The organism is Aeromicrobium phragmitis, from assembly GCF_003674095.1.
Lineage (GTDB): Bacteria > Actinomycetota > Actinomycetes > Propionibacteriales > Nocardioidaceae > Aeromicrobium > Aeromicrobium phragmitis.
Window position 1 is genome coordinate 102,534 of the sequence record NZ_RDBF01000005.1, and the last position, 18,742, is coordinate 121,275.

The 18,742-nt window shown below is 70.5% G+C and carries 18 protein-coding genes; 5 read left to right on the plus strand and 13 right to left on the minus strand.

Features of this window, described 5'->3' with window-relative positions:
* Window positions 1–35: 35 nt before the first annotated feature.
* From D9V41_RS08450 to D9V41_RS08475, 6 genes are all read right to left on the minus strand, one after another.
* Window positions 36–1,778, minus strand: a complete 1,743-nt coding sequence (locus tag D9V41_RS08450) for a peptidoglycan D,D-transpeptidase FtsI family protein (RefSeq protein WP_121794119.1) — start codon at window positions 1,776–1,778, stop codon at window positions 36–38.
* Entirely contained in the window at window positions 1,775–2,194 is a 420-nt protein-coding gene (gene ftsL, locus D9V41_RS08455; protein ID WP_121794120.1) for a cell division protein FtsL, read from the minus strand. The genes D9V41_RS08450 and ftsL overlap by 4 nt, the downstream gene beginning before the upstream one ends.
* The gene (gene rsmH, locus D9V41_RS08460) at window positions 2,191–3,141 is read right to left on the minus strand and encodes a 16S rRNA (cytosine(1402)-N(4))-methyltransferase RsmH (protein WP_121794121.1); all 951 of its coding nucleotides are present in this window, start codon (window positions 3,139–3,141) and stop codon (window positions 2,191–2,193) included. The genes ftsL and rsmH overlap by 4 nt, the downstream gene beginning before the upstream one ends.
* Before the next feature lie 208 nt (window positions 3,142–3,349).
* Entirely contained in the window at window positions 3,350–3,802 is a 453-nt protein-coding gene (gene mraZ / locus D9V41_RS08465; RefSeq protein ID WP_243696403.1) for a division/cell wall cluster transcriptional repressor MraZ, read from the minus strand.
* A 239-nt stretch (window positions 3,803–4,041) separates the two neighbouring features.
* Window positions 4,042–4,428, minus strand: coding sequence for a DUF3040 domain-containing protein (locus tag D9V41_RS08470; RefSeq protein ID WP_121794122.1), 387 nt, complete (start codon window positions 4,426–4,428; stop codon window positions 4,042–4,044).
* Between the two features lie 22 nt (window positions 4,429–4,450).
* Window positions 4,451–5,182: a class I SAM-dependent methyltransferase gene (locus tag D9V41_RS08475; RefSeq protein WP_121794123.1), complete on the minus strand. Its 732-nt coding sequence runs from the start codon at window positions 5,180–5,182 to the stop codon at window positions 4,451–4,453.
* A gap of 50 nt (window positions 5,183–5,232) precedes the next feature.
* Here D9V41_RS08475 and D9V41_RS08480 point away from each other — a divergent pair, with 50 nt between their 5' ends.
* On the plus strand, window positions 5,233–6,495 hold the full coding sequence (locus D9V41_RS08480) for a phytoene desaturase family protein (protein WP_121794124.1): 1,263 nt from the start codon (window positions 5,233–5,235) through the stop codon (window positions 6,493–6,495).
* Between the two features lie 7 nt (window positions 6,496–6,502).
* On the opposite strand, the gene metF is transcribed toward D9V41_RS08480, so the two are convergent.
* A complete protein-coding gene (gene metF, locus D9V41_RS08485; protein ID WP_121794125.1) occupies window positions 6,503–7,396 on the minus strand; it encodes a methylenetetrahydrofolate reductase [NAD(P)H] in 894 nt (297 codons plus the stop codon).
* A gap of 23 nt (window positions 7,397–7,419) precedes the next feature.
* Between metF and D9V41_RS08490 the strand changes: the two genes are divergently transcribed.
* Together D9V41_RS08490 and pknB are read left to right on the plus strand one after the other, a co-directional pair.
* Window positions 7,420–8,463 carry a polyprenyl synthetase family protein gene (locus D9V41_RS08490; protein WP_121794271.1) on the plus strand — a complete coding sequence of 348 codons (1,044 nt, stop codon included), beginning with the start codon at window positions 7,420–7,422 and terminating at the stop codon, window positions 8,461–8,463.
* Between the two features lie 106 nt (window positions 8,464–8,569).
* The gene (gene pknB, locus D9V41_RS08495; RefSeq protein ID WP_166375958.1) at window positions 8,570–10,516 is read left to right on the plus strand and encodes a Stk1 family PASTA domain-containing Ser/Thr kinase; all 1,947 of its coding nucleotides are present in this window, start codon (window positions 8,570–8,572) and stop codon (window positions 10,514–10,516) included.
* Window positions 10,517–10,657: 141 nt separating this feature from the next.
* Here the strand turns inward: pknB and D9V41_RS08500 are convergent, their stop codons facing one another.
* On the minus strand, window positions 10,658–11,992 hold the full coding sequence (locus D9V41_RS08500; RefSeq protein ID WP_121794127.1) for a class II 3-deoxy-7-phosphoheptulonate synthase: 1,335 nt from the start codon (window positions 11,990–11,992) through the stop codon (window positions 10,658–10,660).
* A 60-nt stretch (window positions 11,993–12,052) separates the two neighbouring features.
* Complete coding sequence (locus tag D9V41_RS08505; protein ID WP_121794128.1) at window positions 12,053–12,802, minus strand: lysophospholipid acyltransferase family protein; 750 nt, start codon at window positions 12,800–12,802, stop codon at window positions 12,053–12,055.
* Window positions 12,803–12,857: 55 nt separating this feature from the next.
* On the opposite strand from D9V41_RS08505, the gene D9V41_RS08510 reads away from it, so the two are divergent.
* Complete coding sequence (locus tag D9V41_RS08510; protein ID WP_121794129.1) at window positions 12,858–13,295, plus strand: hypothetical protein; 438 nt, start codon at window positions 12,858–12,860, stop codon at window positions 13,293–13,295.
* Here the strand turns inward: D9V41_RS08510 and D9V41_RS08515 are convergent.
* Both D9V41_RS08515 and D9V41_RS08520 read right to left on the minus strand, forming a co-directional pair.
* Window positions 13,195–14,238, minus strand: coding sequence for an ROK family glucokinase (locus D9V41_RS08515; RefSeq protein WP_121794130.1), 1,044 nt, complete (start codon window positions 14,236–14,238; stop codon window positions 13,195–13,197). The genes D9V41_RS08510 and D9V41_RS08515 overlap by 101 nt on opposite strands.
* 20 nt (window positions 14,239–14,258) lie before the next feature.
* Window positions 14,259–14,702 carry an SRPBCC family protein gene (locus tag D9V41_RS08520; RefSeq protein ID WP_121794131.1) on the minus strand — a complete coding sequence of 148 codons (444 nt, stop codon included), beginning with the start codon at window positions 14,700–14,702 and terminating at the stop codon, window positions 14,259–14,261.
* Between the two features lie 103 nt (window positions 14,703–14,805).
* On the opposite strand from D9V41_RS08520, the gene D9V41_RS08525 reads away from it, so the two are divergent.
* The gene (locus D9V41_RS08525; RefSeq protein ID WP_243697207.1) at window positions 14,806–16,542 is read left to right on the plus strand and encodes an AMP-dependent synthetase/ligase; all 1,737 of its coding nucleotides are present in this window, start codon (window positions 14,806–14,808) and stop codon (window positions 16,540–16,542) included.
* Here D9V41_RS08525 and D9V41_RS08530 read toward each other — a convergent pair.
* Window positions 16,509–17,777 (minus strand): hypothetical protein, encoded by a 1,269-nt coding sequence (locus D9V41_RS08530; RefSeq protein ID WP_121794132.1) that lies wholly within the window; start codon window positions 17,775–17,777, stop codon window positions 16,509–16,511. The two genes, D9V41_RS08525 and D9V41_RS08530, sit on opposite strands and share 34 nt — an antisense overlap.
* Complete coding sequence (locus tag D9V41_RS08535) at window positions 17,758–18,735, minus strand: C40 family peptidase (RefSeq protein ID WP_121794133.1); 978 nt, start codon at window positions 18,733–18,735, stop codon at window positions 17,758–17,760. Before D9V41_RS08535 ends, D9V41_RS08530 begins: the two co-directional genes overlap by 20 nt.
* Window positions 18,736–18,742: the final 7 nt, after the last annotated feature.

The following is an 18,742-nucleotide window of genomic DNA, read 5'->3' on the forward strand; positions in this document are numbered from 1 at the left end:
CTGCGTCATGCTCGGGCACACCGCCCGGGCGCCGGTCACCAGTACTGCTCGACCTTGGGGGGCGCGGAACCGGTCGGCGTGACGCCGAACCGCTCCAGCGTCATCGACATGATGTCGTGGAACACCGGGCCGGCGAGGGAGCCGCCGCCGGCATTGGCCGGCGGTTTGTCGATGACGATGTAGGTGAGGAATCGGGGCTTGTCGGCAGGGGCGAAACCGGCGAAGGAGACCGTGTTCTGTCCCCGCACGTAGCGGCCGGTGTCGGGGTTGACCCGCCACGCCGTGCCGGTCTTGCCGGCCACCCGGTACCCCTGGATCTGGGCCGCCGGTGCCGTCCCGTCGTCAGCCGTGACGGCCTCCATCATCCGGGTCACCTGCGCCGCGGCGTCCGAGGACACGACCCGGGTGGATTCGCCCGGCTCGTTCGGCGTCTCGGTGCCGTCCGGCGCGATGGTGGACTCGACGACGGTGGGGTCGCAGGCCACGCCGTCGTTGGCGATGGCCCCGAGGGCACGCATCATCTGCACAGCCGTGACCGAGATGCCCTGGCCGAACGAGGTCGTCGCGTGCTTGGCGTCGGTCCAGCCGTCAGCGGGGGCGAGGATGCCGGCCGACTCCCCGGGCAGCTCGATCCCGGTGGTCGAACCGAATCCGAACCTGCTCAAGTAGTCGTGGAAGGTCTGGTCGTCCATCTGCTGCGCCGCGATGATCGTGCCGAGGTTCGACGACTGGGCGATGACGCCCGCTGCGGTCATCTGCAGCTCGCCGTGGTCCCAGTGGTCCCCGATCGGGAATCCGTCGATGACCATCTGACTGGGGACCCGGATCTTCGAGTCGGCGTCGATGAGGCCCTGGTCGGCCAACGCTGCCATCGTCACGGGCTTCATCACCGAGCCCGGCTCGTACACCGTCTGAGTGGCACGCGAGACGGTGTTCCGCTCGGTGATGCCCGTGCGGGCGTCGGGGTCGAAGGTCGGCGACTGCGACATCTGCAGGATCTGGCAGGTCTTGACGTCCATCGTGATCGCGAGGCCCCAGTCGGCGCCCGCGGACGAGACGACCTCGGCCAGCCGCTGGTCGGCGAACCACTGCAGATCGCGATCGATCGTCGTCTTGACCGCCGTGCCGGGAACCATCTCCTCGACGGTGCTGTCGGCCATCGGGATGCGCTGACCGGTGGAGGAGACCTCGAACGTGCTCGAACCGTCCGTACCGGTGAGCGCCTCGTCGTACATCTGCTCGATGCCCTGGACGCCCTTGCCCTCGGCGTCGGTGAAGCCGAGGAGGTTGGCCGCGAGCGATCCGCCCGGATAGCTGCGCAGCACTTCCTTCTCGGTGAAGACCCCGGTGTAGGAGGCGTCCCGGACGGCTTCGACGGCCTCGGTCGCCTCCGAGGCGGGCAGGTCACGCACGAGGTAGACGAACCGCGAGTCCGGCGTGCGCAGCGTCTCGATCGTCTCGAAGTAGTCGATGTGCTCGGGCAGCTTCTCGTAGAGGATGCGCGCGATCTGCGGGGCGTGCTCGGCGGTCATGCTCGGGTCGGCCGTGATGGTGAGGCCGTCGACGTTGGCGGCCAGTTCGACACCGTTGCGGTCGAGGATGGCCCCTCGGGGCGCCGGAACCGTCGTGGTCGCGGTTCCGGTCTGCACGGCCATCGCGGCGTACGCCTTGGCGTCGACTCCCTGGATCTGGAACAGGCGTGCCCCGAACAGCAGGAACACCGCGAGCACCACGATGAGACACAACCGCAGCCGTCGGCGGGTCACCGCGGTCGTCACGGCGCACCTCCCGGCTCGGCGGGGACCGGCTGGCCGATCACTGCCCCGTCGGTGAGGCGCAGGAACACCGGCGTCGCCGGCGGCACCATGCCGTCCTCCGCGGCCTTCTCGGCGAGGGACTGCGGGCTCTGGAGCTCCTGCAGTTCCCGCTCCAACGCCTGCCGCTGGATCTGCAGGCTCTCGGACTCCCGCGAGAGTTCGGAGAGCTGGAACGACTGAGCTTGCATGAGGGTGCTCATCACGATGAGTCCGACGAGTCCAAGACCCAGCACCCCGAGCAAGACCACGACGAAGGGCGCCTTGTGCGCCCGCTGACGGACCGGGGCGACCAGGCGGAGCCCGGCGGAACGCACCTCCTGGCCGCGGGCGACGAGGGCGCGGCCCGCATGGGCGGCGGCAGTGCCTCGGGCGCTCATGCGGTGATCCTTTCGACGGCGCGCAGCCGGACCGGCTTGGCGCGGGAGTTCTCGGCGATCTCGGCGTCGGAGGCCTTCTCCGCGCCACGGGTGACGAGGCGGAACCTCGCCTCGTGCTCGGCCGGCACGACCGGGAGCCCCGGCGGTGCCGTCGAGGTCGTGGCCTGCGCGAAGACCCGCTTGACGATGCGGTCCTCGAGCGAGTGGTACGCCATCACGACGACACGTCCGCCGACATCGGTGTGCGCGAGGGCGGCAGGCAACGCGCGGCGCACGGCGCCCAGTTCGTCGTTGACCTCGATCCGCAACGCCTGGAACGTCCGTTTGGCCGGATGTCCCCCGGTCCGGCGGGCCGGAGCGGGGATCGCGTCGCGGACGAGGTCGACGAGCCGCGCGCTCGTGGTGAACGGCTCGACGGCGCGCGCTCTCACCACGGCCTCGGCGATGCGGCGGGCGAACTTCTCCTCGCCGTACTCCCGCAGTACGCGCGCCAGGTCGGCGGCGTCGTACGTGTTGAGCACGTCGGCGGCCGTCACGGAATCCTCGGGGTTCATCCGCATGTCCAGCGGCGCGTCCTGGGCGTAGGCGAACCCGCGCTCGGCCTGGTCCAACTGCATCGACGAGACGCCGAGGTCGAACAGCACGCCGGCGGCGCGTTCCGCTCCTCCGGCGCGCACGGCCTCGTCGATCGCGTCGTACACCGCGTGCACGCCGACGAATCGATCGCCGAACGCCGCGAGGCGCTCCGAGGCCCGGCGCAAGGCGTCGGGGTCGCGGTCGATCCCGACGACCCGGAGCTGCTCGAAGCGCTCGAGGAGAGATGCGGTGTGTCCGCCGAGGCCGAGCGTGGCGTCGACGATCACCGGGGAGGGTGACTTCTCGATCGCGGGCGCGAGCAGTGCGATGACCCGCTCACGCAGGACCGGCACGTGCTGCGCCGGCGTCATAGCGACCCCAGGGCGAGCGCGATCACCGCGGTCACCGCGGCCGATCCACCGAGCGACACGGCCATGACGGCGCAGCGCTCGGCGATCTGCCGGCGTAACCGCGGGACAGGTTCCGATCCGGTCGTGGGGACAGATCCCCGCCCGCATGGTTCTGACACCGGGGAAGGGATGTCAGATCCACCCAGGCGGGCATCTGAGCCCGCGACCGTCAGAAGATGCCCGGCATCACCTCGTCGGACATGTCCGCGAAGGTGTCCTCCTGCTCGGCGGAGAACTCGTCCCAGCGCTGCGAGTCCCAGATCTCGATGCGGTCCATCGCACCGACGACGGTGCAGTCGCGGCCCAGGCTCGCCCACTCCCGCAGCACGGGAGGGATCGAGATCCTCCCCTGCTTGTCCGGCGTCTCCGAGGATGCGCCGGAGAACAGCATCCGCAGGAAGTTGCGCGCCTGGCGGTTGGTGAACGGCGTCGAGCGCACGCGGTCGGTGAACTCCGTGAACGCCTCGGGCGTCCACCCGTAGATGCAGTGCTCCTGACCCCGCGTGAGGATCACGCCGTGCTCCAGCCGGGGCCGGAACTTGGCGGGCAGGAAGAGCCGCCCCTTGTCGTCCAGACGCGGGGTGTAGGTGCCGAAGAAGTTGGTGACGTCGGGATTCACCACGGCCCTCCTCACCTCGCGCCATGAGCCACATGAGCTGCTCCTCCACCAGTTGCTCCATTTTGCACCACCTTAACCCACTTTGCACCACCTTCTCACCAAGAACACGTCGCTGCCGTGCGTGTCGCGTTCGGAACACACGAAAGCCCCGCAGGCTTTCTGCCTGCGGGGCAAGGAAAAACCGCCCTCACCTGACGGTGGGGCGGTGGAGTGGTGGGAAGTGGTGCGTCAGTGGAGGACGGTCAGCGCCCGTCGTCCTGTCGGCGGTTCCAGCGCTCTTCCATCCGGTCGACGAACGAACCCGAACCCGAGCCCTTCGGCTGCGACGACCGGGGCCGGCCCTCCTCGGCGCCCCCCATCATCCCGCGGCGCCAGGTTCGGATGAAGGCGTACGCGCTCGCGACCATGGCGACGAATCCGACCACGCCGAGCCAGGTGGTGGCGGTGACCGCACCAGCGAGCAGCATGGCGATCGCCGCGATGAAGCCGACGGCGGCCAGCACCGCGAACTTGCGATACCGCGCGGCCAGCTTGGAACCACGCAGCGTGGACGCGAAGTCGGGATCTTCCTCGGCCAGCGACTGCTCAAGCTGGGCCAGCAGGCGGGCCTCTTCGTCAGAGAGCGGCACGGTGGACTCCTCGGTCGGGTGGTTACTTCGATTCTAGGCGTGCGATCTGCTGGAGACCACCCGAGCAGGTGGAGAAATCGCGCTGGCTACGTGCCGATTGTTCCAGGGCGAAGAGTGCCTCCCGGGCACCCGGTTCCATGTCGACGACCGAACTCGGGACGAGATCGGCGAAGACGCGCAGACCGCGGGTCGGCGCCGACGCGAAGCCGTGCGCCGCCAGGAGGGCGTCGAGCTCGTCGGCGAAGAAGCGGCGGGGCCCGTGATCGCGGACGTCCCACTGATCGAGCGGACGCTCGACGAGGGCCAGGGCGCCGGCGAAGTCGCCGGCGACCGCACGGGCGAGCGCTCCCCCGACGCGCCCGGCCACGGCGACGCTGACGAGCCCCTCGGGCACCAGGGCGCCGGCGACCGCGGCGAGCGCCGCGCCCGGATCCTCGACGTGCTCCAACACCCCGTGACAGAGCACGAGGTCCACCGAGCCGGCTGGAACGTGATCACCCAGATCCCCCGTGTCGCCGAGCACGTGACGGATCACCACGTCGGCCTCGTCGGCACGCCGCGCGAGCGCGGCGAGGGCGTCCGGACTCGGGTCCACGACGGTCACGTCATGACCGGCCTGCGCCACGCGTACCGCGTCGCTGCCGGTGCCGCCTCCCAGATCGAGGACGCGCAGCACCCGGCCGCTTCCGGCCGCGGCGGCGTCCAAAGCGTCGCGCACGGCCTGCCACATGACCTCACCACGTACCGGACCCATGGCCCCAGCCTAGGGGACCGGCGTCCGAGGGACGGTCGTATGCTGCCGCCATGGCCCGCGTGGTGATCGTCGGTGGTGGCTTCGCCGGCCTGACCGTTGCCGCGCGCCTCGCCAAGCTGCGCCATCAGGTCACGGTGCTGGAGGCCTCGGAGTCCCTCGGCGGGCGGCTGCGCGGCCTGGCCTGGGACGACCACGTCTGGCACCTCACCCCGCAGACCGTCACCTTGCCCGGTGTCTTCCGCGACTTCTTCCGCAAGTCCGGCCGGACCATGGACCGGGTCATCGACCTCTCTCCCGCGGGACCCCGGCGGCACGTCGTCGTCCGCGGGCGTCGCAGGGACGTTCTCGACCTGCCGTTCGGCACCCGCGGGGCCCAGCACGACGCCGTCGTCGAAGCCTTCGGTTCGGACCCCTGGTCTCCGTGGGTGGACTCGTTGGGTCCTGCGTGGGACGGGCTGCGGCGGCGCATGCTCGACGAGGTGTACGACGGGGCCCTCGAGCGCCCTTACCGACGGCTGCTTCAGCCGCGGCGCACGGTGCGGCAGGCGGCGCGCCGGGCCTTCCGCGACCGACGCCTTCGCGCCCTGGTCCTCGATCCGGTCCGGCTCGCCGGAGATGACCCGGCGCATACCCCGGCCTACACGAGCGTGTGGCACTACGCCGAACGGAACTTCGGTCGCTGGCGCTTCGCCGGCGGAATGCCCGCGCTCGCCGACGCTCTCGAACGGCGGCTGGCCGAACGCAAGGTCGAGGCGGTGCGCTCCTTACGGGCCGTCGACGTGCGATATGACGACGGTGCAGTGAGCGGGGTCGTGACCGACGACGGCGTCGTCGACGCCGAGGTCGTCGTGTGGTGCGCCCCCGAACTACCCCGCTCGTACCGCGAGCCGTCGCTCGTGCGCCGCATCCCGGCACCGCGCTCGCTCCTCGTGCTGCGCGAGCCTCTCGACCTGCCCGAGGAGATCGTGGTGCACGCCGAGTTGCCGGTACGGCTGTGGCGGTCCGGCCCGCAACACTGGGTCGCGGAGAATCGGGCCGGCGGTGACGTGCTCGACGTGCTCGCCAGCGCAGGAATCGACTGGCGGTCACTGGTGACGGCGCGCCGCGACCTGGCTCCGCGCGACCTCGTCGGGCTCGGGCACGACGGGTGGGCCTGGCGAGGCTGGCGAGCGGCCGGCGAGCGGCCCGGGGTCGGGGCGCGCCACGGACTCTTCTTCGCCGGCGCCCACGCCCATCCGGGCTCCGCGCCCGAACTCATCGGGCTCGCGACGGCAGCGGTCGCGGCGCACCTCGGTGAGGTTCCCCGGCGCTGACCGCCGCTCAGATGCGCCCTTCGGCGCGCAGCGCCTCGAAGATCTCCCGCGTGGCCTTGGATCGGTTGAGGGTCATGAAGTGCAGACCCGGCGCACCGGCGTCGAGCACGTCGCGACACAGCTGAGTCGCCAGTTCGATGCCCTTCGCCCGCACCGCCGCACGGTCCTCGGCGATGGGTTCGATCTGCTCGAGAACCTCCGCCGGCATCGCGGCACCGGAGAGCTCGGCCATGCGAGCGACCTGGCCGAAATTGAGGATCGGCATGATGCCCGGGATGATCGGCAGATCACAGCCGAGCCCGCGAACCCGCTCGACGAGCTCGATGTAGTCGCTCGCGCGGAAGAAGAGTTGGGTGATCGCGAACTCGGCCCCGGCGCGGGCCTTGTTCACCAGGACCTCCGCGCAGGCGTCGAGGCTCGCAGCATCGGGATGCCCTTCGGGGAACGCCGCCACCCCCACCGTGATCCCGCCCATCCGCGCGGCGAGCTCGACCAGCTCGATCGCGTGGTTCATGCCGTCGGGATGACCTTCCCAGGGAGCGCGGGGCCCGCCCTTCGGATCGCCGCGCAGGGCCAGCACGTGATCGACCCCGGCGGCGAGGTACTGCTTGAGGACCGACTCGATCTCGGCCGTGCTCTGGCCGACGAGGGTGAGGTGACCCACCGGTTTCATCGACGAACGGCGCGCGATCCGCTCGGTGATCCGCACGGTGCGCTCCTGGCTCGTGCCACCGGCGCCGTAGGTGACCGACACGAACGTCGGAGCGAGCGGTTCCAGCTCGGAGAGGGTGCGCCACAGTTGGTCCTCGCCGTCGTCGTCCTTCGGCGGGAAGAACTCGAACGACGTGGTGGGGCGGTCGTCGCGCAGGGCGTCGACGAGGGATCGATCGGGTGCGGGCACCTGACAACGGTATCGTGACCGACGTGACCACCCCGCTCGACGATTCCACATTCCGGGAGCGCGTCGAGCACGAGCTGCGCGCCGTCGCCGCGGCTCAGCGCATCCGCCTGGGCGACATCGCCGCACCCCTGGTCGAGTTGGTCGACGCTGCCTCCGGTTTCGTCGCCGGCGGCAAGCTGCTGCGCCCGCTCTTCTGCTTCGCCGGCTGGCAGGTCGCCGGCGGCGATCGGGACGATCCACGCATCGCGCGCGCGGCCGCCGCGTTCGAATGGCTCCAGGGCAGCGCGCTCGTCCACGACGACCTGATGGACGGCTCCGACACCCGCCGGGGCCGCCCCAGCGTCCACCGGGCCTTCGAGGCCCAGCACCGCGACGAGGAACGGGCCGGGGACGCGGCCGCGTTCGGCTCGCAGACCGCGATCCTGCTCGGCGATCTGCTGTTGAGCTGGGCGGACGAGCAGATCCGGCGGGTCCCGGAGGCGCCCGACTGGCGGCTGACGAACGCGCTCCGGTTCTGGGACCTGGCGAAGACCGAGGTCATTGCCGGCCAGTTCCTCGACGTCCTCGCGCAGACGAAGCGAGAGTTGAGCGTCGAGGACGCGATGCGGGTGGTCCGTTTCAAGGCAGCGACCTACACCATCGAACGTCCACTGCACGTCGGGGCGGCGCTCGCCGGTGGGGACGACGCGTTGCTCGACGGCCTGACCCGGCTGGCCGTACCGCTCGGTGAGGCCTTCCAACTGCGCGACGACGTCCTCGGCGTCTTCGGCGACTCCGTCGCCACGGGCAAACCGACCGGCGACGATCTGCGGGAGGGGAAGCGCACCGTGCTCGTCGCGCGAGCGGCAGAACGCCTCGGTCCGGACCGGATCCTGAGCCTGCTGGGCCGCGACGACGGCGTCGAGGAGCTGGCCGCCGTCATCGAGTCCAGTGGTGCTCGCGCCGACGTGGAGGCCGACATCTCGCGCCTCGAGGACGACGCGGACGAGGCGCTGGAGACGCTCGGCGAGGAGGCGGTCAGGATTCTCACGCCGCTCGCGCGGGCCGCGACCCGCCGCGACCGCTGAGAGGCACGCCGCAGCGCCGCGAATCTGCGCTAGTTTCGCGGCGGTTCTCTACACTTCAAAGGGTCCGGGCCCACCGGCCCACGACGCATGCCGCGAGGAGGTATCGGTGACGGTCACCGGCGATCAAGCGCTGGTCGGGCACACGCTCGACGGCCGTTATGTGATCCACGAACGGATCGCGCGCGGCGGCATGGCCAGCGTCTTTCGCGCCACCGACCTCCGGCTCGATCGCATCGTCGCCGTCAAGATCATGCATGCCGGTCTCGGCGATGCGGACGACTTCCGTCAGCGTTTCGTCTCCGAGGCGAAGGCCGCGGCCAAGCTCAATCACCGCAGCGTGGTGGCCGTCTTCGACCAGGGCACCGACGGCGACTTCACGTATCTCGTCATGGAGTACGTGCCGGGCCGCACGCTACGCGACGTCTTGCGCGATGAAGCCCCGATGTCTCCCCAGCAGGCACTCGCCTATCTCGATCCCATCCTGCAGGCGCTGTCCGAGGCGCACGCGGCCAAGCTCATCCACCGCGACGTCAAACCCGAGAACGTCCTCATCACCCCGAACGGTGAGGTCAAAGTGGCCGACTTCGGGCTCGCCCGGGCGGTCAGCACCTCGACGACGCACAGCGGTGGCGCCCTCATCGGCACCGTGTCGTATCTGGCGCCCGAGGTGGTGCTGCACCGCGGCTCCGATCCTCGAGCCGATGTCTACGCCTGCGGCGCGATGCTGTTCGAGATGCTGACCGGCAGCAAGCCCCACGTCGCCGACACGCCCATTCAGGTCGCGTACATGCACGTGAACGTCGACGTCGCAGCGCCCTCGACGCTCGTGGGCGGCCTGCCCGATTACGTCGACGCTCTCGTCGCCCGGGCCACCGCTCGCGATCCCGAGCGCCGCTCCCCCGACGCCCGGGCCCTGCTCCACCAGGTCCGGCAGGTCCGGCGCGCGCTGGCCGACGGCGCCCAGGACGATCCCGAGCTCACCGCCGACCTGCTCCCCTCGGCGCCGCGGGCCAGCGAGGACGAGCCCACCCGGGCGGTCGACCTCGCGCCGTTCGGTTCCGCGGCCGACACCGCTCACACCACGGCGATCGCCGAGCCGACGGTCACCTGGTCGCAGCCGGCCGACGCGGCCACGTCTGAAGAAGCCGATCCGCCCCCGCGCAAGAAGTCCCGGCGCGGGGCCCTGTTGCTGCTCGCCGCCCTCGTGGCACTGGCGCTGACCGCCCTCGGCGGCTGGTATCTCGCCGTCGGCCGTTATGTCGACGCCCCCGAACTGACCGGACTGTCGCGCGACGAAGCGGTGTCCACGGCCCAGGCCGACGGTTTCGACGTCGAGTTCGCGCCGGCCGCGTTCTCCGAGGACGTGCCCGCCGACCACGTCATCTCGACCGATCCCGCGGCCGGCGAACAGGTCCTGCCCGACACCACCATCACGGTCACCCTGTCCAAGGGCCAGGAGCGCTACGAGGTTCCCGACCTCGCCGGCAAGACCGTCGATGAGGCACGGACCATCGTCGGCTCGCTCAACCTGACCCTCGGCGACACGGTCGAGGAATTCCACGAGGAGATCCCGCAAGGCAGCATCATCCGCGTCACCAATCACGAGGTGGGAGCGCAGGTCAAGCGCGGCACAGCACTCGACATCGTGGTCAGTCAGGGCCGCGAGCCGATCGCCATCACCGACTACGTCGGCAAGCCCGTCGACGAAGCGACGAACGGACTTCAGGGCGTGGGGTTCCTCGTCAACGTCCAGGAGGAGTTCAGCGACGACGTCGAGCAGGGCCGGGTCATCTCCCAGCAGCCCCAGGGCGGATCGGCGTTCCGCGGCGACACCATCACGCTCGTGGTCTCGAAGGGCCCGGAGCTGGTCAAGGTCCCCGACCTCGGCGGCAAATCCGAGGCCGACGCCAAGAAGGCCCTCGAAGAACTCGGGCTCAAGCTCAACGCCACCCGCAATCCGCTCGCCGGCGACGGCGCCAAGGTGCGGTTCCAGAGCCCGAGCGCCGGCACCGAGCGTCGCAGAGGCGAAACCGTGACGGTCTTCCTCAGCTGAACGAATCCACCCGCGTCCGCCTCGCCGAGTGGTGCAGATTCGTCACCGATCGAGCTCAGCGACCGCGAATCTGCACCACTCGCGAAACAATGTGCACCACTCGCGGGGCATCGAACGTTCTCTCGACAACGGCTGCCGAGCTCAGCGGCCGGAGAGCATCTCCGCGACGAGGAAGGCCAGCTCGAGCGACTGCGCGCGGTTCAACCGCGGATCGCACAGCGTCTCGTAGCGATGGGCGAGGTCGGCGGCCGACAGCCGTGACCCGCCGCCGACGCACTCGGTGACGTCGTCGCCGGTCAGCTCGACGTGCAGCCCGCCGGGCCACGTGCCGAGCGAGCGATGCACCTCGAAGAACCCGCGCACCTCGTCGATCACCGCGTCGAAGTCACGCGTCTTGTAACCGTTCTCGGTGGCGAACGTGTTGCCGTGCATCGGGTCGGTGACCCACGCGACCTCGACCCCGGCCGCGCTGACCTTCTCGATGAGGTGCGGCAGCAGGTCGCGGATCTTGTCGGCGCCGAACCGGGTCACGAAGGTGACCTTGCCCGGAATGCGCTCAGGGTTGAGCTTCTCGTACAGCGCGATGGCGTCGTCCGGCGTGCTCGTGGGTCCGAGTTTGACGCCGATCGGGTTGGCGATGTGACGCAGCAGCTCGACATGCGCACCGTCGAGCTGACGCGTGCGCTCGCCGATCCACAGGAAGTGCCCCGAGACGTCGTACGGCAACTGCGTGCGCGAGTCGATACGGGTGAGTGCGTGCTCGTACTCGAGAATGAGCGCCTCGTGCGAGGAGTAGAAGTCGACGGCGTGCAATTCGGCCGGATCGGCGCCGATGGCCGCCATGAACGCGAGCGCACGATCGATCTCGGCACCCATCCGCTCGTACCGCTCCCCTACCGGGCTGCTGCGCACGAAGTCGGTGTTCCACACGTGCATCTGCCGCAGATCGGCGTATCCGCCCGTGGTGAACGCGCGGATGAGGTTCAAGGTCGCACTCGAGGCGTGGTAGACGTCGAGCAGCCGCTGCGGGTCGTGTCGGCGGGCTTCGGGGGTGAAGTCGAAGCCGTTGACGGCGTCGCCACGGTAGGCCGGCAGCGTCACGCCCTCACGGGTCTCGGTGTCGCTGGAGCGCGGCTTGGCGAACTGCCCGGCGAGGCGGCCGACCTTGACGACCGGGACACTCGCGGCGTAGGTGAGGACGACCGCCATCGACAACAGCACTCGCAGTTTGTTGCGGGTGTTCTCGGCGGTGACGCCTTCGAGCGTCTCTGCGCAGTCGCCGCCCTGGAGGAGGAAGGCCTCCCCGCGGGAGACCGCGGCCATCTTGTCGCGCAGGGCATCGCATTCGCCCGCAAACACGAGCGGCGGCATCTTCCGCAGCGTGTCGACCGCACGATCGCGCTCGACCTGATCGGCATACGTCGGCTGCTGTGCGGCGCCGATCGCATGAAGGTCGTCAAGGCTGGGAATGCTCACCGCACTAGGATACGCGGCGGGTCCCCACGGCCGAGACGCGGTTTCACCGACCGGACGAGGTCACTCGTTGAGTTCGTCCCAGACGCCCTCGGACTCGGCCTTTTCGCGCTCGGCTGCGGCGGCCTCGGCCAACTCCTTGTCCCGCTTCTTCGCGTCCTGCGCGTACAGGTCCACGTACTCCTGGCCGGTGAGGTTCATGATCTCGTACATGATCTCGTCGGTGATCGCGCGCAGGATGAAACGGTCCGATTCCAACCCCTCGTAGCGGCTGAAGTCCAGCGGCCGGCCGAACTTGACGCCCGGACGAGCGAACGTGCCGAAGATCTTGCCGGGCGGAGCGATGACGTCGGTGTTGAGCACCGCCACGGGGATCACCGGCACCTTGGCCTCGAGCGCCAGCCGGGCCACGCCCGTACGGCCGCGGTAGAGCTTCCCGTCGTGCGACCGCGTCCCCTCGGGGAAAATGCCGCACACCTCTCCCTCGGACAGCAGCCGCAGTTGGGTCTTGAGCGCTCCTGCGGCCGCCGATCCGCTGGTGCGGTCGATCGGGACCTGGCCGGTGCCGCCGAAGAACTTCTTCTGCAGCCAACCCTTGACGCCCGGGGACTCGAAGTACTCCGCCTTGGCCACGAAGGTCACCCGACGCGGCATCACCAGCGGCATGAACAGCCAATCGCTGTACGACAGGTGGTTCGCGGCGAGAATCACCGGCCCCTGACGCGGCACGTTCTCGAGCCCTTCGGCGAACGGACGGAAGATCACGCGCAGCAGCGGACCCAGCGCCAGGTACTTCAAGAACCAGTAGAGCACGAGAGGACGATACCTCCCCTCGCCGTCACGCCCTCGGCGGTGCGAGGATGTGGTCATGACCGAGCGCGACGAGCGCGACGAGTTCGACCGGATCGTCGAGGGGCTCGAGCTGGACGTGGACGGCCTGCCCGATCTGGACCAGGCCGCCGCCGAGCACGCCCGCCGCGAGGAGGAGCGTGAGCGCGCGGCCCACGACGCCGAGGAACTCCCCAGCGAACTGCAGGACGCCGACGAGGTGGACGAGGAACCGTTCTACCGCCAGGTGCCCCCGGCCCGCTTGCGTCCGGCCCGGGGAACCGGGCTGGCCTGGGCCGGCGTCGCAGCCGCTCCCGTCCTCGCGCTGCTCTCGGCCGTGGTCGGGTTCTGGCTCCCGACGGAGCTGCTCGCCGTGCTCACGCTCGTCGCGGTCGTCTCGGTGGCCTGGCTGGTCTGGCACCTGCCCGAGCGCGGGCCCTCGCACCGGGATTGGCCAGACGACGGCGCCGCGCTGTGAGCCTGGCCATGTCGGCCGCCCCGATCAGACCGGCATCCGGGCCCAGGTGCGCGCCGACGATGCGGGCTTCGGCGCGGTAGCCACGGCCGGTCAAGGTGCGCGCGAAGGCGGCCCGGGCCGGGCTCAGCAACAACTCCCCGTTCTCGCTCACGCCGCCGCCGATGACGAACAGCCCCGGGTCGACCGCCGCCGCCACGTTGGCGAGTCCCACGCCGAGCCAGTCGCCCACGTCGCTGACCCACCCCCGCGCTACGTCGTGACCCGCGAGGGCGTGGCGGCCGACGGAGGAACCGTCGATCCGTTCCATGTCGCCGCCGGCCTCGGCGAGCAGCTTCCGCCCGAATTCGCTCCCTTCGAGCGCCGCGGCCCGGGCGCGCCGCTGCAAGACCCGGCCGCTCGCGTACTGCTCCCAGCAGCCGACGTTGCCGCATTCGCACGGCAGCCCGTCGGGAACCACGCGCATGTGGCCGAACTCCCCGGCGATTCCGAAGTGCCCGCGGTAGGGCTGGCCGTCGATGACGATGGCCCCGCCGATCCCGGTGCCGAGCGTGACCATCACCAGGTCGGGTTCGTTCTGCGCCGCCCCGAAGCGCCACTCGGCCCAGCCGCCGGCGTTGGCGTCGTTGTCCACGAGCACGGGAAGCCGCGTGCGCCGCGCCACGGCGTCGCGCAACGGCTCGTGGCGCCAGGCCAGGTGGGGAGAGAACAACACGGTGGACTGGGACACGTCGACGTACCCGGCCGCGCCGATCCCGATGGCCCGCACCGTGTACTCCGCGCGGAACTGCGTGGTCACGTCGGCGATCGCATCGACGATCGCGACGGGGTCCGTCGTGGGCGTCTCGCGCCGCGCCCTGGCGATCACGCGGCCGTCCTCGTCGACGACGCCGGCCGCGATCTTGGTGCCGCCGATGTCGATACCGACGGCGAGTCGTTCAGCCATGCTTCTCCCCCGTTCCTCGCTCAGGCGTCACCGGTCTCGACCCGCTTCTTCAGCCCCTTGAGCGCAGTGTCCACGATGACCTTCTCCGCCTTGCGCTTGAGCATGCCCAGCAGCGGCACCGAGACGTCGACACGCAACTGGTACGTCACCCGAGTGGTGTTCTCGTCCAGCCGGTCGAGCCGGTAGGCGCCGTCCATCGCGGTGAGCATGGACGCGTCGCCCACCAGATTCCACGACACCGCGTCGTCGCCCTCCCAGCGGTAGCCCAAGGTGAACTCGTCGCGGATGGGCGGGGCGGCGAGCAGGAAGCGTACCCGTTCGGCGCGTCCGTTCTCACCGGCCTCGAGCACGGTGACCTCCTGCATGCCGGTCGCCCACGAGGGATAGGACGCGAAGTCGGCGATCACCGCCATGACGGTGGGCGCGGGCGCGGCGATCACGATGTCGCTCTCGGTGCGCGCCATCGGTCCCTCCTTCGTCGACGTGCAGGACCGGCGGTCCCGATCACGCCACAGCCTAGCCACCGCCACCGTCCTCAGCCGATCCACGGGAGTAGGGTGGTGGGCTGTGAGCACTCCCGCGACGACGCGCGATCTCGGTAACCTCTCGCTCGATCTGCTGGACCGACTTCGCACCGCCCCGGACGCCGTGGCGCTGCGTCGACGCGTCGACGGCTCGTGGCAGGACGTCACGGTTCGCGAGTTCCACGCGCAGGTCGTGGCCGCCGCCAAGGGTCTCATCGCCGAGGGAGTCGAAGCCGGCGGCAGGGTCGCGTTGCTGGCCAAGACCCGCTACGAGTGGACCGTCCTCGACTACGCCATCTGGTGGGCCGGCGCGATCACCGTGCCGATCTACGAGACGTCCTCCGCCGCCCAGATCGCCTGGATCCTGTCGGACTCGGGCGCCACTCACGTCTTCGTCGAGACCGACGAGCACCGCGAGCGGGTCGAGCAGTCGCGCGAGGACGCTCCGCAGGTCGAGCAGGTGCGTCTGCTCGACGACGTCCTGACGACGCTGGCCGACGCGGGAGCCGACGTGACGGACGAGCTCGTCGACCAGCGGCTCGCCACGCTCACCCCCGACTCCATCGCCACCCTCATCTACACCTCCGGCACCACCGGGCGGCCCAAGGGCTGCGAGCTGACGCACGGCAACTTCCGCGCCGAGCTCGGCGGCGCTCTGTCGAGTCTGCCGCAGATGTTCGCGCAGCCCGGCGCCTCGACCCTCCTCTTCCTCCCCCTCGCGCACGTCTTCGCCCGGATCATTCAGATCGGCGCGATCCGCGCCGGGGCGGTGCTCGGCCACACGGCCGACATCCCCGATCTCGTCGAGCACCTCGGTGAGTTCGAGCCCACCTTCATCCTCGCGGTGCCACGGGTCTTCGAGAAGGTGTTCAACTCCGCGAGCAGCAAGGCGTACGCGGAGGGCAAGGGCAAGATCTTCGACCGCGCCGCCCAGACCGCCATCGCCTACAGCCGGGCGACCGAGGACGGCGCCCGCGCGGGTCTGTGGCTCCGTGCCCGGCACGCGTTGTTCGACAAGCTCGTCTACCGCAAACTCCGCGACGCCCTGGGCGGCCGAGCCGAGTACGCCATCTCCGGCGGCGCACCGCTCGGCGCCCGGCTCGGGCACTTCTACCGCGGCATCGGGGTCACCGTGCTCGAGGGCTACGGCCTGACCGAGAGCACCGCAGCCCTGGCCGTCAACCGCGTCGACCGCCAGCGGATGGGCACCGTGGGCGTCCCCTTCCCCGACACCGAGGTCAAGGTGGCCGACGACGGTGAGCTGTTGTTCCGCGGGCCCCAGGTCTTCCGCGGCTACTGGCGCAACCCGGAGGCCACTGCCGCGGTGCTCGAGGCCGACGGCTGGTTCCACACCGGCGACGTGGGCGAGATCGACGAGGACGGCTTCATCAAGATCACCGGTCGCAAGAAGGAGATCATCGTGACCGCGGGCGGCAAGAACGTGTCGCCGAGCATCCTCGAGGACCGCGTCCGAGCCCATCCCTACGTGAGCCAGTGTCTCGTCGTGGGTGACGGCAAGCCGTTCATCGCCGCACTCGTCACGATCGACCGAGAGCACTGGACCGGCGACCTCGACGACCCGGCGCTCGACGAGGCGGTCCAGGCGGCCGTCGACGAGGCGAACGCCCAGGTCTCACGCGCCGAGTCCATCCGCAAGTTCATCGTGCTGGACGAGGACTGGACCGAGGAGAACGGGTACCTGACGCCGTCGTTCAAGGTCAAGCGGCACGCGGTGCTGCGCGACCTTCACGACACCGTCGAGGCGTTGTACGTCAGGTAGTCGCGCCACTGGGCCGCGACGGTCGCCAGATCGGTTCCCATCGTCTCGCGTAGCGCCGCGTCGATGCTCACGGCTTCGCCGCCGGTCACCCGACCGTAGAACTCGGTGACCGCCTCGAAGCCGTGCTGCTCCACGAGCATGCGGATGGCGAGCCACGCCGACTCGTACACCGCGGTGACCCGGGCGGCGTCCGCGAAGTCCGCACGTGTCGGGAGCCGCTCGGGCGGGCCCTCGGCCCGGACCTCGCCGAGGATGCGGGCAGCGCTCTCCTCCAGGCCCGCGTCGTCCTCGCGCAGCGCGACCCAGTCGGCGAATCCTTCCACGACCCACATCGTGTCCTCCGTGGGCGAGCCGACGACCGAGGTCAGCTGATGCACGGCCTCGTGGGTCATGACGATCTGCCGGGCACGAGAGTCCATCGGCGCGAAGACGGTGGGATTGAGCGCGATGACCGCCGCCGCGTCCGAGCCGGCGTCGAGGCGCGTGGTGACCGCGGCGATCGCGGCGGCCTCGTCGGGGGCACGACCGACGAGGCGGGCCAGGAGCCGGGTGCTGGCCGGGGCCACCACGACGACGCGATCGGCGACGTCGGGACCGAGCGCCGCTGCGACGTCGGCTGCGGCCCGGTCGGCGAGGCCGACGACGCCGTCGGTGGGCGCGCCGTCGCCGACGCGCACGACGGTGCTGGAATCGCCGTTCTCGACCGTGACGGGACCGGCGAGCCACAGCGGTAACGGGTCGTCCTCGTGGGGTTCGGCACCGGCGAGCACGAAGCGCTCGCCGTCGTAGGAGAACCGGAGCACCACGGTGCTGCGACGCTCCCCGGCCGGGAGCACCGTGCCGTCCGCGGCCCAGGCGACCCGGGTCGTGACGGTGGTGGTGCCGTCGTCGCGCGAGGGCGCCTGTCCACCGTCGAGGTAGCGAAGGGTCAACGATGCGGTCCCGACCGTGCGCAGCGCGTCGGACACCGTCTGCGCGACGTTCCCCGATCCGGCGGCCTCGACGAACGACCCGGTCGCGGCGGTCTCGCTCATCGCCGCCAGCTGCTGGTCGATCCGCCGGACGGCGTCGGAGGGAAACACGACACTCGCGGCCCCCGGATCGCCGGTGCGCCAGGGCTGCTGCCACAGCAGCAGGGCGCCGCCGACGACCACGAGGGCCGCGAGCGCGAGAAGATTGGCCCGCAGCGTCGACCGCGGGCGCGAGGCGTCAGGGTCAGCCGACGCGCGAGGCAACCGAGAAGCCGCTCAAGCCGACGATCTCGACCGTCTTACCCGGGCGGGGGGCGTGGATGACCTGGCCGTTGCCGATGTACATGCCGATGTGCGACATGCTCGAGTAGGCCACGAGGTCTCCGGGCTGCACCTCGCTGATCGGGATGCGGGTCCCGGCGTTGACCTGGGGACCGACGACGCGCGGCAGCGAGACGCCGGCCGCAGCCCACGCGGCCTGAGTCAGACCGGAGCAGTCCCACGAGTCGGGGCCGGTGCCGCCGTACGCGTAGGGATCGCCCAGCTGGCCGAGAGCGAAGTTGATGGCGGCCTGAGCGTTACCGCTGGCCGGCGGGGTGTCGACGGGCGCCTGGGTGTTGCCCGCAGCGGTGAGCTCTTCGCGCTGCGGCGCTTCCAAGCGCTCCAGGTCGGCCTGCGCGCGCTCGTAGTTGGCCTCGACCTCGGCCTTCTTCGCCTCGGCCTCGGCCACAGCGGCATCGAGGCTCTTGCGGTGCTCGGCGAGCTTCTTCTGGCGGTTCTTCAGCTCACGGCTCGTGTCGCCGAAGGCGTCGAGCGCCTCGGCGCGCGACGTGTTCAGCGCGTCGACGGCGCTGAGGCCGTCGAGGAAGACCTGGGCATCCTTGCTCGCCAGCAGGTTGACGGTCGGGCCGAGCGGAGCGTCGAGATGCTGCTGCACGATCGCCGACTCGAGCTCGGCGCGCTGGGCCTCGTACTCTTCCTGCACGCTGGCGATCTCGGCGGTGAGCTCGTCGATGCGCTTGGTGAGGGTCTCCTGCTCCTCAGCGAGCTGGTTGACCTCCTCGTTAGCCGCCTCGGCGGCATGGAACGCGCGCTCGACGTCGGCAGGGGTGACCTGCGGATCGGCGTGCGCGGACGAGAGGGACAGCACTGCGGCGAGTGCGAGGGACGTGGAACCCACGGCGATCGCTCGCAAGGGCGCGACTCGGTGCGTTCGCGGCACGGATCAT

Excerpts from the sequence above, each read along its gene's own strand:
- D9V41_RS08480 (WP_121794124.1), top strand. The coding sequence starts at position 5,233 with ATGGCCCGCGTGGTGATCGTCGGTGGTGGCTTCGCCGGCCTGACCGTT.
- D9V41_RS08520 (WP_121794131.1), bottom strand. The coding sequence starts at position 14,702 with ATGGCGCGCACCGAGAGCGACATCGTGATCGCCGCGCCCGCGCCCACC.
- ftsL (WP_121794120.1), bottom strand. The coding sequence starts at position 2,194 with ATGAGCGCCCGAGGCACTGCCGCCGCCCATGCGGGCCGCGCCCTCGTC.
- D9V41_RS08475 (WP_121794123.1), bottom strand. The coding sequence starts at position 5,182 with ATGGGTCCGGTACGTGGTGAGGTCATGTGGCAGGCCGTGCGCGACGCT.
- rsmH (WP_121794121.1), bottom strand. The coding sequence starts at position 3,141 with ATGACGCCGGCGCAGCACGTGCCGGTCCTGCGTGAGCGGGTCATCGCA.
- D9V41_RS08510 (WP_121794129.1), top strand. The coding sequence starts at position 12,858 with ATGACCGAGCGCGACGAGCGCGACGAGTTCGACCGGATCGTCGAGGGG.
- D9V41_RS08515 (WP_121794130.1), bottom strand. The coding sequence starts at position 14,238 with ATGGCTGAACGACTCGCCGTCGGTATCGACATCGGCGGCACCAAGATC.